Genomic DNA, 13,229 nt, shown 5'->3' on the forward strand with positions numbered 1-13,229 from the left:
CAGCTGAAGGACGGGGCGGTGCTGATCGGCATGCTCGCGCCGTACAGCAACCCCGACCTGCCGAAGCTGGCCGCCAAGCAGGCGTCGGCGTTCGCGATGGAGCTGCTGCCGCGCACCACCCGCGCCCAGTCCATGGACGTGCTGTCCAGCCAGAACAACATCGCCGGCTACAAGGCGGTGCTGCTCGCCAACCACTATTACCCGCGCTTCATGCCGATGCTGATGACCGCTGCCGGCACGGTGAAGCCGGCGCGGGTGCTGATCCTCGGCGTCGGCGTGGCCGGCCTGCAGGCGATCGCCACCGCCAAGCGCCTCGGCGCGGTGGTCGAGGCGTTCGACGTGCGGCCGTCCACCAAGGAACAGGTCGAATCGCTCGGCGCCAAGTTCGTCGAGGTGCCGATGACCGACGCGGAGAAGGCCGCCAACGACGGCGTGTACGCCAAGGAGATGTCCGAGGACTACCAGCGCCGCCAGACCGAGCTAGTCGACAAGCACGCCAAGCAGGCCGACATCGTGATCACCACCGCGCTGATCCCCGGCAAGCCGGCGCCGCGCCTGTTGTCCGCCGCCACCGTGGCGGCGATGAAGCCGGGCAGCGTGATCGTCGACATGGCGGCCGAGAGCGGCGGCAACGTCGAATCGACCCGCTGTGGCGAGGTGGTGCACACCGACAACGGCGTCACCGTGGTCGGCACGGCCAACCTGCCGGGCCTGATGGCCGGCGATGCCTCGGCGCTGTACGCCAAGAACCTGCTGACCTTCCTGAGCCTGATGCTCACCAAGGAAGGCTTCTCGATCAATCTGGAAGACGAGCTGCTGGCCGCCACGCTGGTGACCCACGCCGGCGAACTGCGCTTCGGCCAGGCTGCCCCGGCCGCCGCTTCCGCCGCCCCGGCTGCCGTCCAGGCCGGCGCGTGACCGCATTCAGGAGAGTTTCATGGTTGTAGATCCGTTTATCACCAGCCTGACCGTGTTCGTGCTGGCCGTGTTCGTCGGCTACCACGTGGTCTGGAACGTCACCCCGGCGCTGCACACCCCGCTGATGGCGGTGACCAATGCCATCTCGGGCATCATCATCGTCGGCGCCCTGCTGCAGGTGGTCGACATCAACGGTGCACAGCTCACGCTGACCTCGGTGCTCGGCGCGATCGGCATCTTCCTCGCCAGCATCAACATCTTCGGCGGCTTCCTGGTGACCCAGCGCATGCTCGACATGTTCAAGAAGAAGCAACGCTAAGGAGCCGACCCGATGATCAATCTTTCTGCAATTCTCTATCTGGTCGCGGCGGTGCTGTTCGTCCTCGCGCTCAAGGGGCTGTCGTCGCCGACCTCGGCGCGACGCGGTAACACCTTCGGCATGATCGGCATGGTGATCGCCGTGGTCACCACGCTGATGATCATGGACAAGCCGGTGTGGGCGCTGCTCGGTGGCGCGATCGCCGCCGGCGCGCTGATCGGCACCTGGAAGGCCAAGACGGTCGAGATGACCGGCATGCCGGAACTGGTGGCGGCGATGCACTCGCTGGTCGGTCTGTCAGCGGTGCTGATCGCCGTGGCCGCGATCTTCCACACCGGCCAGGAGCACACCCCGGTCCAGAAGGTCGAGCTGTTCATCGGCGCCTTCATCGGCGCGATCACCTTCACCGCGTCGGTGATCGCCTACGGCAAGCTGTCCGGCAAGTTCGGCTCCAAGGCGGTGTCGTTCGGCGGCCAGCACCTGTTGAACCTGGTGCTGGCGCTCTCGATGGTCGGCTTCGGTCTCGCCTACTTCGTCACCGACAGCCACGCCGCCTTCCTGGCGATGCTGGCGGTGGCGCTGGTGCTGGGCGTGACCTTGATCATCCCGATCGGCGGCGCCGACATGCCGGTGGTGGTGTCGATGCTGAACTCGTACTCGGGCTGGGCGGCCGCCGGCATCGGCTTCACGCTGAACAACCCGGTGCTGATCATCGCCGGTGCCTGCGTCGGCTCGTCCGGTGCGATCCTGTCGTACATCATGTGCAAGGCGATGAACCGCTCGATCGTGTCGGTGCTGCTCGGCGGCTTCGGCGCCGAGGCGGCCGCCGGTGGCAGTGCGGCGTCCGGGCCGAAGAATTACAAGTCCGGCTCGGCCGACGATGCGGCGTTCCTGATGGGCAACGCCGACAGCGTGATCATCGTGCCGGGTTACGGCCTGGCGGTGTCGCGCGCCCAGCACGCGCTGCAGGAGTTCGCCGACAAGCTGACCGAGAAGGGGGTCAACGTGCGCTACGCGATCCACCCGGTGGCCGGCCGGATGCCGGGGCACATGAACGTGCTGCTGGCCGAAGCCGAAGTGCCGTACGAGCAGGTGCTGGAGATGGAAGAGATCAACTCCGACTTCTCCAACACCGACGTGGTGCTGGTGATCGGCGCCAACGACGTGGTGAACCCGGCGGCGCAGAAGGACAAGGGCAGCCCGATCTACGGCATGCCGATCCTGGAGGCGTACAAGGCGCGCACCACCATCGTGGTGAAACGCTCGATGAACGCCGGCTATGCCGGGCTCGACAACGAGCTGTTCTACATGGACAAGACCATGATGGTGTTCGGCGACGCCAAGAAGGTGGTCGAGGAGCTGGTGAAGGCGGTCGAGCACGCCTGATCGGCGCCGTTCCTGAGCCTGACAGCCGCCCTTCGGGGCGGCTTTTTAATTGCGTTGGCCCGCCTTGCCTGGGCCGCGGGGCCCGCGAGCTCGGCAAGCCGCAGCGATGAACGGTGGTACGGGTTTGGGGCCGCGTCGAAGCCGCCGCTTCGTACCGCTGAAACACTCTGCCGCACTGCGGTACTCACCCGGGTAAGCATATTGTCATCCGGTGTATACTGGCGGGCTGGTTTGCCCGCGGCCGATCCGGCCCTGCGCGCTGTTTGGGGCGCTCGGTCAACCCGAGCCCCGCCTTCCTTCCCCCAAGGATGTTCTCGATGGAAACCCTGGTTTTTCTGGGTGGTATTGCCTTTATCTCCGGCCTGATCGATGCCGCCGTCGGCGGTGGCGGCCTGGTGCAGATCCCCGGCCTGTTCAACCTGCTGCCCAATATCCAGCCCGCCACGCTGTTCGGCATCAACAAGTTCTCGTCGGTGTCCGGTACTGCCATGGCAACGCGCCAGTACCTGCGCCGGGTGCGCCTGCCTTGGGCGCTGATCCTGCCGGCGGCCGGCTTCGCATTCGCATTCTCGTTCGTCGGCGCTACCGCGGTCAGCTACATCCCGGTCAAGGTGATGAAGCCGTTGATCTTTGTGCTGTTGATCGCGATGGCGATCTACACCTTTATCAAGAAGGATTTCGGCAGCCTGCACAAGCCGAAGGAGATCACCCGGCGCGAGCGGGTCAATGCGGCGCTGCTCGGTGCAGCGATCGGCTTCTACGACGGGCTGTTCGGTCCGGGTACCGGCAGCTTCCTCGCCTTTCTGTTCATCCGCTTCTTCGCGTTCGACTTCCTGCACGCCACCGCGTCGGCCAAGGTGGTGAACATGGCGACCAATATCGCCGCGCTGTCGTTCTTCATCCCGGCCGGCCACATCGTCTGGGCGTGGGCGATTCCGATGGCGATCTGCAATATGGCGGGGGGCTTGCTCGGGGCGCGCCTGGCGATCCACGGCGGCGTGAAGATGATCCGCGTGCTGTTCCTGATCCTGGTGGCGGTGCTGATTGGCAAGTTCGGCTACGATCTCTTTATTGTAAATTAGATTAAAATAATATTGTGAAATTAACGGAATGGCGAGCATAATGGAGCGGTGTCCTACCGACTTCAGAGAGGAGCAAAAATGCAAACATGCTATTCCGTTCTGTTGGCCGCGCTGTTGGTCTCACCGGCCATGGCCTTTCCGAATCTGATGGGAACCCAGTGGGAGCAGGTGTCGCCGCAGGTCGAGGGCCGTGCGCCGACGATTGCGTTCGAGCCGGGCAAGATGACTGGCTTTTCCGGATGCAACCGCTTTGTCGCCACGACCAATGCCGAAGGCAAGACGGTGATCGCGGGCACCCGGATGATGTGTCCGCCGCCGGCGATGCGGACCGAGGCGGCCTTCCTGAAGATGCTGGAGAGCCACCCGCGCCTGATGCCGGACGGTCGCGCGCAGAACCTGAAGATGGTCGCCGCCGACGGCGCCGTTTACCAATTCAAGCGCGTCGCCGGTGCCGAGCCGGCCGCGCCTGCCGCAAAGGATCAGGCGGTGGCCGGCGAGCAGTACCTGTACGTGGGGCCGGAACGCCATGCCTGCAGCGCCGGTGCCGGTAAGATGGCGTGCTTGCAGGTGCGCCGCAGCGCCGATGGCCCGTGGGAGAATTTCTACAGCCGCATCGAGGGCTTCGACCCGCAGCCGGGCGTCAGCTACTACATCAAGGTGCGCGCGATCCCGGTCGCGAACCCGCCGGCCGACGCATCGAGCCTGCGCTACGTGCTGGAGCGGGTGGTGATGAGTGAGAAGGTCGAGCGCACCGTCACCCCGGCCAACTGACCTGAGCTGGCAACGAAAAACCGCCCGGTTGGGCGGTTTTTACATGGTTGCTGCAGGGCGGGTCAGCGCGCCAGCGGCACGTCTTCCAGCGGCTCGACCGGCTTGCCGCCCAGCACCGCCCTCATGCGCTCGCGGTCCAGCGCCTTTTCCCAGGCCGAGATCACCACGGCGGCGACTGCATTGCCAGTGATGTTGGTCAGCGAGCGGCATTCGCTCATGAAACGATCGATGCCGAGAATCAGCACCATGCCCGCCACCGGGATGGTCGGCACCACCGCCAGCGTCGCCGCCAGCGTGATGAAGCCGGCACCGGTCACGCCCGAGGCGCCCTTCGAGGTCAGCATTGCCACTGCCAGCAGGGTCAACTGCTGCATCATGGTCAGGTCGGTGTTGGTGGCCTGGGCGATGAACAGCACGGCCATCGTCATGTAGATATTGGTGCCGTCGAGGTTGAACGAGTAGCCGGTCGGGATCACCAGGCCCACCACCGACTTGCCGCAGCCGAGGTTCTCCAGCTTGCCCATCAGCTGTGGCAGTGCAGACTCGGACGAGCTGGTGCCGAGCACGATCAACAGTTCTTCCTTGATGTAGCCGATGAAGCGGAAGATGTTGAAGCCGACGAAGCGGGCGACCGTGCCGAGCACCACCACCACGAACAGGATCGAGGTCAGGTAGAAGGTGCCGACCAGCTTCGCCATCGGGATCAGCGAACCCAGGCCGTACTTGCCGATGGTGAACGCCATCGCGCCGAACGCGCCGAACGGAGCCAGCTTGGTGATGATGCGCACGATGCCGAACAGCACGTGGGCGATCTTGTCGAACAGGTGCGTCACCGGCTCGCCGGTCTTGCCCATCGCCGACAGGCCGGCGCCGAACAGAATCGCCACCAGCAGGATCTGCAGGATGTTGCCATCGGTGAAGCCGCTGAACAGCGTGTTCGGGATCAGGTGCATCAGGAAGTCGACCAGCGTTTCACCGTGCTTGGCCTGGCTGGTGTACTGGCTGATCGCGCCGGTATCGAGGTGGGCCGGGTCAACGTTGAAGCCGGCGCCCGGCTGCAGCAGATGGCCGACGCCCAGGCCGATCAACAGCGCCAGGGTCGACACGATCTCGAAGTAGAGCAGCGCCTTGCCGCCGACGCGGCCGACCTGCTTCATGTCATGCATGCCGGCCATGCCGGTCACCACGGTGCAGAAGATGATCGGACCGATGATCATCTTGATCAGCTTGATGAAGGCATCGCCTAGTGGCTTGAACTTCACCGCCAGCTCCGGTGCGAAATGGCCGAGCGCGACGCCGAGTAGGATCGCGAAGATCACCTGAACATACAGGATGCGGTAGAACGGTTGCTTCGTCGTCATGGTTGTTGCGCTCCCAGGGAACGTTTGTTCTGTTATAGGGGGGCCGCTGGCCGAGGTAACGGGGCGGGTGACGGGCTCGCCTCTTGCCGGGCGGGTAGCTGTCGGTGCTGCCGAAAGGCAGGTTCAAGGGCATCATAAGAGTCGGGTAAGCGCTCGACAGTTGGTGTTTTCCCTAATCTGGCGCGCCGGTGCGCCGGATCGGTGCCTGCCGGGCCACCCCAAAGCAAAACAGGCTGCCCGAGGGCAGCCTGTTTTGGAGTGAGGATTGGCCGAACGTTTACGCGGCCATGATTGCCTCGACCTCGTCGGCGGTCTTCGGGATCGGCTCGCCGAGTACGCGGCTGCCGGTCTCGGTCACGAGCACGTTGTCCTCGATGCGGATGCCGCCGAAGTCGCGGTATTCGTCGAACTTGGCGTAGTTGATGTATTGGCTGAACTTGCCCTCGGCGCGCCAGGCGTCGATCAGCGCCGGGATGAAATAGATGCCCGGCTCCACCGTTAGCACCATGCCGGCCTTCAGCGTTTTGCCCAGGCGCAGATAGCCGAGGCCGAACAGCGGGCTGCGCTCGAGCTCGTCGCCGTAGCCGACCAGGTCCTCACCCAGCCCTTCCATATCGTGCACGTCCATGCCGATCTGGTGGCCCAGGCCGTGCGGGAACGCGATCGCGTAGGCGCCGGAGTTGACGATCTCGTCGGTGTCGCCATGGAAGAAGCCGAGCGCGTGCATCTGCTCGACCATCACCCGCGCCGAGAGCTTGTGCACGTCGAAATAGCGCACGCCGGCACGCAGCGCGTCGATCGCGGCCAGTTGCATCGCCAGCACGGTGTCGTACAGCGGACGCTGGCGCTCGGTGAACTTGCCGCCAACCGGGATGGTGCGGGTGATGTCGCTGGCGTAGCCGCCGCCCGAGGTACAGCCGGTGTCGTTGACTACCAAGTCACCGGTCTGCAGCATCTGGTCGTGGCGGTGGTTATGCAGCACCTCGCCGCGGCGCGAGAAGATAACCGGGTAGGCCAGTTGCCAGTCGCGGCGGCGCATGATGCCCTCCATGATGCCGACCACCTCGTGCTCGACCACCCCCGGGCGCGAGGTGCGCATCGCGGCGATGTGCATCTCGCGGGTCACCGCCAGTGCCGCTTCCATCTCAGCGATCTCTTCCGGCCCCTTGATTTCACGCAACGCCACCACCGCGCGGGTCAGCTCGGCCGAATAGCTGCCGTTCACGTCGCCCGGCTGCACGACGGTGAGGCGCGCCAGCTCGATCTGCGTTTCGCTGCGGTACGGCAGTAGGTAGTGCACACGGCGGCCGGCGGCGCGCGCTTCGGCCAATACGGCGGCTAGTTCCGCGTACGGGCGGGTGCGCTCGATGCCGACCCGGGCGCCGCGCTCGGACAGACTCGGCAGCGGGCCTTCCCAGACGATGTCATCGACGGCCGGCTCGATGCCGAATAGCGTCGTCGCGCCGTTATCGGCGTCGATCAGACCGGCCAACTTCGGTTCATCCAGGCCGAAGAAGTAGCGGAAGCTGGAGTCCTGACGGAACGGGTAGGTGTTGTGCAGGTAGTTCATCGGCGCTTCGACGTTGCCGACGAACAGCAGCAGGCCGTCCAGATCGGCCGTCGCCAGTGCGGCGCGGCGCGCGGTGTAGATGTCTGCGGAAAACATGGGCGTTTTTCCTTCTCTCTCTTGTGGACGGCGCGGCGGCGGTTTCTGCGCCACGCCGATAAAATTGTATACAGTCTCCCAAATGTACACCGCGGGCGGGTGGATGACCATCGGCACCCGATAAGTGCAGGCGCAACGTTGTTCGAATCCCCGGGGATTAGGTGCCCTGACAGTCCCCCGTAGCGATCTCGGCTCGCAGCCACAGTCTGCACAGAAGGGCCGCAGGCAATGCAACAGCTCCAGGAGGGCTAGCTTTGCAGAAGCCCTGTTTTATTAGTGGCTCTGTTAAGTGGCGATTGTCTCGGCGCTGAGCCGCTTAACCCTTATAGACGATAGTGGAGCTAGTGGCTCATCAGATGTTGTCAGCCGAGTCGCCGTGGAGCGGTGTATTGGCGGTACCCGTATTGCTTTCGTCATGATGTGTTAAAATTCTCAGAAAAATCATTGGTTTATGTGTTTTTTGACGCGATGTGGAGCGTGGTTTTCTCCTGTCGGGCCCTGATTTCGCTGCCTGACCCTGCATCGTCCTTTTGATTGGGTGATTTTTTAGCCCAGATTTTTTACCTGGCGAATTATGCCGTTCGTATTTTGACGACAGGTCATGTAAAAAAACATTAGTAACATGATGAATATCCATGTTGATATTGATGGGTCGCCGTGACCCCGGTCATGCCGGGGTGGAAAGTGGGGCTGAGGCGCGAACGGACGTGCGAGGGCTGCCAGCAGAGGGGCTGCGCTTATCGCTCAAGCGGGTCTTCGGTGTCCGGTTCAGGCGCGCTGCGCTGGTGCCGTCGATCGGGATGTCGGCGTGGTCGAGCGATTGAAGTCGTGAGGACTATGGTCGGCTCGTTCGGGGTCTGCCAGGGGGGGCTTGCTTGATCGGCCGGTCCCGGCCGTGCTTCGGCCAAGCATCGCCGAACTTGGCGTCTCTCGGCGCTGCGAAGCGCCCGTGTAGCTCTGAGGAGCGGGTGAAAGTATGCCGCCCGTCACCTTTGGGGGGGCGGGCGGTTTGTGGGGTGAGGGCGGAGCCTGCGTCGGTCGGCGGGCTGCTTAAAACCTGCCGCGCATTCCTGGGGCTTGATGGAACCAGCCCACGTGGACCGCAAGTTCACTTTGGTTGCTGCGCGCTACCCCGCCGACAGAATGCTCGCGGCGTTTTTAGCAGCCCTCTCCGGTTAACGGCTCGGCGCCTCGGTGACGAAGCCGATACGCGACACGCCGGCCTGCTGGGCCTTGGCGACCGCCTGGGCGACCGCGTCGTAGCGGGCGTCCTTGTCGGCGGACAGCGCCAGTGTGATTTCCGGGTTGGTGCCTACGGCCGCGGCGAAGCGTTCGGTTAACTGGTCGGCGCCCACCGGCTGGTCGTTCCAGTGGTAGGTGCCCTGCGCGTCGACCACCAGCCGGATCGTGTCCGGCCGCTCGGTGTGCGCGGTCGCGGCGGCGCGCGGCAGGTTGACGTGCACCGCATTGGTCAGCAGTGGGGCGGTGACGATGAACACCACCAGCAGCACCAGCATCACGTCGACCAGCGGCGTGGTGTTGATCTCCGCCATCGGCGCGGCGCTGTCCTTGTCGAAACTACCGAACGCCATGGCTTGCCTCCGGTGCGGTCAGCAGTTGCGCGTGCAGGTCGTGGGCGAAGTGATCCAGTTCCTGGCCGATTACCCGGTTGCTGCGAGTCAGCGCGTTATAGGCCAGCACGGCCGGGATCGCGGCAGCGAGCCCCGTGGCGGTGGCGACCAGCGCCTCGCCGATCGGGCCGGACACTGTGCCGATCGACACCTGGCCCTGCGCGCCGATGTGCACTAGTGCGTTGTAGATGCCCCAGACGGTGCCGAACAGGCCGACGAACGGCGCGGTCGAGCCCACCGAGGCCAGCAGCGTCAGGCCCGACTCCAGGCGGGCGGTCTGTTGCGCCAGGCCCTTGCGGATCGCGCGGGTCAGGAACACGTCCAGCGTGCACAAGTCGCCCAGGCCCTTGTGGGCGTTGGCATGGTAGTGGCGGACCGCGGACAGGCCCTGGCGCGCTAGCGCCGCGATCGGCGTGTCCGAGCCGGCCAGCGCTTGCTCGGCTTGTTGCCAGTCGCCGGCGGCCCACACCGCCTGCTCGGTCTGGCGGTTGCCCCGGCGCACGCGCCAAGCGTGCGCACCGCGTACCAGGATCAAATACCAGCTGGCGATCGACATCGCGATCAGGATCAGAAATACCGTCACGAGAACGGCGTCGCCTTGGTGGAAAACGGAGGGCAGGTTCATGATTGCGCGTTACGGAGAGTGAAGTCCACCGAAAAGGTGTAGGTAAACGGAATCGCCTCGTTGCCGCGGCGGGCCGGGTTGAAGCGCCAGCCCCTCACCGCGGCGACGGCGGCACGGTCCAGGCGCGGGAAGCCGCTGCCCTTGACGACAGTCACGTCGCTCGGTCGCCCCTCGGCGTCGATCTGGGCGCGCAGGCGCACCGATCCTTCCTCGCCCATTTCGATCGACAGTGGCGGGTAATTCGGGCGCGGCGTATTGGCATAGCCGCCGACCTGGGTCGGCGGCGTCACCGGGCCCTCGCGGGCCGGCGCGTCGTGGCTGTTGCCGGCGGCCTGGCCAGTTGTGAGTGGACTGTCGGCTTGCTCGGCGGCGCTGCGCTTGCTCGGTGTCGGCGGGGTCGGGGCCGGTGCACTGGGCGCCTCCGGCGCCGTCGTGCTCTTGGCGGTGGCTTTCAGCACGGGCTGGGCGATAGGCTTCGCCACGGGTTGAGGCTTGAGCGGCGCGGGCTTGGATGGTGTCGTCTTCTGCGCGGACACAGGCTTCGGCACGGCCGGAGTCGGCTGCGGCGTGCCGAGTGCCGGCAACGAAACCAGCGCCAGGCTGCTCAGCGTGGGCGGCGTCACCGGTGTCTGGCCAAGGCGGCCGAGCGTGAACAGGGCCGCGCCATGTAACGCTGTCACACCGAGCAGCAGGGCGAAATGGGTGGTACGGAGATTCATGACGAGAATAATAATACAAATTATTCTCAATATTGAATAGGGTAGGACGCGACTATCGGTTTCCCGGCGACCGGCGTCGCGGTGGCAGGCTATGCGACGGCCGGCCGTTTGCACCTTGCAACTCGCGATAAGAACGATCACTGAGGAGCTGAGGCATCACCTGCGGGGCCGCGCCCGCTTGATACTTCAGAGCCATCCCGCGAGCTTGCCCGCTGGAGGCGAACGCCTGGCGCTTGTAATCACGTCCATCGCCGCCATATCGGAAAAAGTGGCCGCGCGCAGTGGCGTCGCGGCAGCTTCATCCATCTGGAGTTGATACGACTATGCAGCAATTCGACGGCACCACCATCGTTTCGGTCCGGCGCGGACAGCACGTGGCGCTGGGCGGCGACGGCCAGGTCACCCTCGGCAACATCGTGATCAAGGCCAGTGCGCGCAAGGTGCGCACCCTCCACGGCGGCAAAGTGCTCGCCGGATTCGCCGGCGGCACTGCCGACGCTTTCACCTTGATCGAACGCTTCGAGGCCAAGCTGCAGAAGCATCAGGGCAATTTGGTGGTGGCGGCGATCGAGCTGGCCAAGGACTGGCGTACCGACCGTGCATTGCGCCGCCTCGAGGCGATGCTGATCGTCGCCGACATCGACAACACGCTGGTCATTACCGGTAACGGCGACGTGCTCGAACCCGAGCAGGGCATCGCCGCGATCGGTTCCGGTGGCGCCTACGCCCAGGCAGCAGCGCGCGCGCTGTTCGAGAACACCGACCTGCCTCCCGAAGAGGTAGTCAAGAAGTCGCTGGAGATCGCCGGCGACATCTGCATCTATACCAACCATAACCACGTGATCGAAACGCTCAGCCCGAGCAACATCCCGGCGTAAGGTTGGCCGAAACATCCGGGCCGCGCCGCCGGCGCGCCCCAACGCACGAAGGGCAGTGACCATGTCCATGACACCGCAAGAAATCGTCCACGAACTCGACAAGCACATCATCGGCCAGCGCGAGGCGAAGAAGGCCGTCGCCGTCGCGCTGCGCAACCGCTGGCGCCGCCAGCAGGTGGCCGAGCCGCTGCGCCACGAGATCACGCCGAAGAACATCCTGATGATCGGTCCGACCGGCGTCGGCAAGACCGAGATCGCCCGTCGCCTGGCGCGCCTCGCCAATGCGCCGTTCATCAAGATTGAAGCGACCAAGTTCACCGAGGTCGGCTATGTCGGCCGCGACGTTGATACCATCATCCGCGACCTGATGGAAACTGCCATCAAGGATGCACGCGACGACGCGATCAAGAAGAATCGCCACCGCGCCGAGGACGCCGCCGAGGACCGCATCCTCGACGTGCTGCTGCCGCGCGCGCACAAGGCCGGTTTCTACGGCGAACCGGCGCCGGAAGAAAAGGCCGAGGATGGAGCCACCCGCCAGAAATTCCGCAAGATGCTGCGCGAGGGCAAGTTCGACGACAAGGAAATCGAGATCGAAGTCGCCGCGCTGCCGGCCCAGATGAACATCATGGGCCCGCCGGGGATGGAGGACTTCACCAGCCAACTGCAGACCATGTTCCAGGGCATTGGTGCCGGCAAGAAGAAAACCAGCAAGATGAAAGTGCCCGACGCGCTCAAGCTGATGATCGACGAAGAGGCCGCCAAGCTGGTCAACGACGAGGAGACCAAGGCCGACGCGCTCGCCAATGTCGAGCAGAACGGCATCGTGTTCCTCGACGAGATCGACAAGATCACCAGCCGCAGTGACGGCGCTTCAGCCGACGTCTCGCGCGCCGGCGTGCAGCGCGACCTGCTGCCGCTGATCGAGGGCACGACCGTGTCCACCAAGTACGGCATGATCAAGACCGACCACATCCTGTTCATCGCCTCCGGCGCGTTTCAGCTGTCCAAGCCGTCCGACCTGATCCCGGAGCTGCAGGGTCGTCTGCCGATCCGCGTCGAGCTCGACAGCCTGTCGGTCGACGACTTCAAGGCCATCCTCACCAGCACCGACGCCTGCCTGACCCGCCAGTACCAGGCGCTGCTGGAAACCGAAGGCGTCGAGCTGGTGTTCGCCGACTCCGGCATTGAGCGTCTCGCCGAAATCGCCTGGCGCGTGAATGAAAAGACCGAGAACATCGGTGCTCGTCGCCTCTATACGGTGATGGAGAAACTGCTCGAGGAAATCTCCTTCGACGCCAAGGCCGGCCGCATCGAGATCGATGGCACCTATGTCGATAGCCGCCTGGGCGAAGTGGCGCAGCGCGAGGATCTGGCGCGCTACGTACTGTAAGGAAAGAGCCCGCTGCGCTGTCTCCTATGTAGCTATCTATATAGCTAGAGGTGGCCGGTGAGGGTGCTTACTTAGCCAGACAAGATAAATCTTGGCCGAACGGGAGTTCGGCCAAGATTTTTGGTTTTTGGAGTGCTGCAGCAGGCTTCATGGCCAGTTCAACCGGCGGCGATGCGGTGGCAAGAGCCGCTATTTCGAATATTTCGGCGATTTATTGAGGTTTTATTGAAGCACTCGTAATTCATAATTTATTGTTAATCATGGACTTATGGCGCGCACGGTTTGGTTTTGGTCAGGTTTGGTACTTTTCTTTGCACGTAGGTGTTGACGGAGTATGGGTCGTGGCGTATAGTTCGCCTCCTCTGCTGCTGACCCAGCAACGCCACGAAGCGACGCCGTCAGCAACAACCGCTCTTTAACAGCACGAACAACCGATAGGTGTGAGAGCCTGGATTGATCAGGAGCTCATGCCGCAAGATT

At 64.2% G+C, this 13,229-nt stretch carries 13 protein-coding genes; 7 read left to right on the plus strand and 6 right to left on the minus strand.

Annotated features, from left to right (window positions below):
* The 5 genes from QU481_RS22505 to QU481_RS22525 form a co-directional block, all read left to right on the plus strand.
* The coding region (locus QU481_RS22505) for an NAD(P) transhydrogenase subunit alpha (protein WP_289830337.1) at nt 1–918 on the plus strand (918 nt) is incomplete at its 5' end.
* Between the two features lie 19 nt (nt 919–937).
* Complete coding sequence (locus QU481_RS22510; protein ID WP_289830336.1) at nt 938–1,237, plus strand: proton-translocating transhydrogenase family protein; 300 nt, start codon at nt 938–940, stop codon at nt 1,235–1,237.
* 12 nt (nt 1,238–1,249) lie between these two features.
* Nucleotides 1,250–2,623, plus strand: a complete 1,374-nt coding sequence (locus QU481_RS22515) for an NAD(P)(+) transhydrogenase (Re/Si-specific) subunit beta (protein ID WP_289830335.1) — start codon at nt 1,250–1,252, stop codon at nt 2,621–2,623.
* Between the two features lie 317 nt (nt 2,624–2,940).
* Nucleotides 2,941–3,705 carry a sulfite exporter TauE/SafE family protein gene (locus QU481_RS22520; protein ID WP_289832226.1) on the plus strand — a complete coding sequence of 255 codons (765 nt, stop codon included), beginning with the start codon at nt 2,941–2,943 and terminating at the stop codon, nt 3,703–3,705.
* Between the two features lie 78 nt (nt 3,706–3,783).
* Nucleotides 3,784–4,476 carry an META and DUF4377 domain-containing protein gene (locus QU481_RS22525; RefSeq protein WP_289832227.1) on the plus strand — a complete coding sequence of 231 codons (693 nt, stop codon included), beginning with the start codon at nt 3,784–3,786 and terminating at the stop codon, nt 4,474–4,476.
* Nucleotides 4,477–4,538: 62 nt separating this feature from the next.
* Here the strand turns inward: QU481_RS22525 and QU481_RS22530 are convergent, their stop codons facing one another.
* From QU481_RS22530 to QU481_RS22555, 6 genes are all read right to left on the minus strand, one after another.
* The gene (locus QU481_RS22530) at nt 4,539–5,837 is read right to left on the minus strand and encodes a dicarboxylate/amino acid:cation symporter (RefSeq protein WP_289832228.1); all 1,299 of its coding nucleotides are present in this window, start codon (nt 5,835–5,837) and stop codon (nt 4,539–4,541) included.
* 277 nt (nt 5,838–6,114) lie between these two features.
* Complete coding sequence (locus QU481_RS22535; RefSeq protein ID WP_289832229.1) at nt 6,115–7,503, minus strand: aminopeptidase P family protein; 1,389 nt, start codon at nt 7,501–7,503, stop codon at nt 6,115–6,117.
* A gap of 352 nt (nt 7,504–7,855) precedes the next feature.
* The gene (locus QU481_RS22540) at nt 7,856–8,140 is read right to left on the minus strand and encodes a hypothetical protein (RefSeq protein ID WP_289832230.1); all 285 of its coding nucleotides are present in this window, start codon (nt 8,138–8,140) and stop codon (nt 7,856–7,858) included.
* Between the two features lie 538 nt (nt 8,141–8,678).
* A complete protein-coding gene (locus QU481_RS22545; protein ID WP_289832231.1) occupies nt 8,679–9,095 on the minus strand; it encodes an ExbD/TolR family protein in 417 nt (138 codons plus the stop codon).
* Nucleotides 9,082–9,759 (minus strand): MotA/TolQ/ExbB proton channel family protein, encoded by a 678-nt coding sequence (locus QU481_RS22550; protein ID WP_289832232.1) that lies wholly within the window; start codon nt 9,757–9,759, stop codon nt 9,082–9,084. The genes QU481_RS22545 and QU481_RS22550 overlap by 14 nt, the downstream gene beginning before the upstream one ends.
* The gene (locus QU481_RS22555; protein ID WP_289832233.1) at nt 9,756–10,478 is read right to left on the minus strand and encodes an energy transducer TonB; all 723 of its coding nucleotides are present in this window, start codon (nt 10,476–10,478) and stop codon (nt 9,756–9,758) included. Before QU481_RS22555 ends, QU481_RS22550 begins: the two co-directional genes overlap by 4 nt.
* 323 nt (nt 10,479–10,801) lie before the next feature.
* On the opposite strand from QU481_RS22555, the gene hslV reads away from it, so the two are divergent.
* Together hslV and hslU are read left to right on the plus strand one after the other, a co-directional pair.
* Nucleotides 10,802–11,356 (plus strand): ATP-dependent protease subunit HslV, encoded by a 555-nt coding sequence (gene hslV, locus QU481_RS22560; RefSeq protein WP_289832234.1) that lies wholly within the window; start codon nt 10,802–10,804, stop codon nt 11,354–11,356.
* Between the two features lie 61 nt (nt 11,357–11,417).
* Nucleotides 11,418–12,749: an ATP-dependent protease ATPase subunit HslU gene (hslU, locus tag QU481_RS22565; RefSeq protein WP_435382755.1), complete on the plus strand. Its 1,332-nt coding sequence runs from the start codon at nt 11,418–11,420 to the stop codon at nt 12,747–12,749.
* The last annotated feature ends 480 nt before the right edge of the window (nt 12,750–13,229 follow it).

Origin of the sequence: Crenobacter oryzisoli (genome assembly GCF_030385785.1) — a bacterium.
Lineage (GTDB): Bacteria > Pseudomonadota > Gammaproteobacteria > Burkholderiales > Chromobacteriaceae > Crenobacter_A > Crenobacter_A oryzisoli.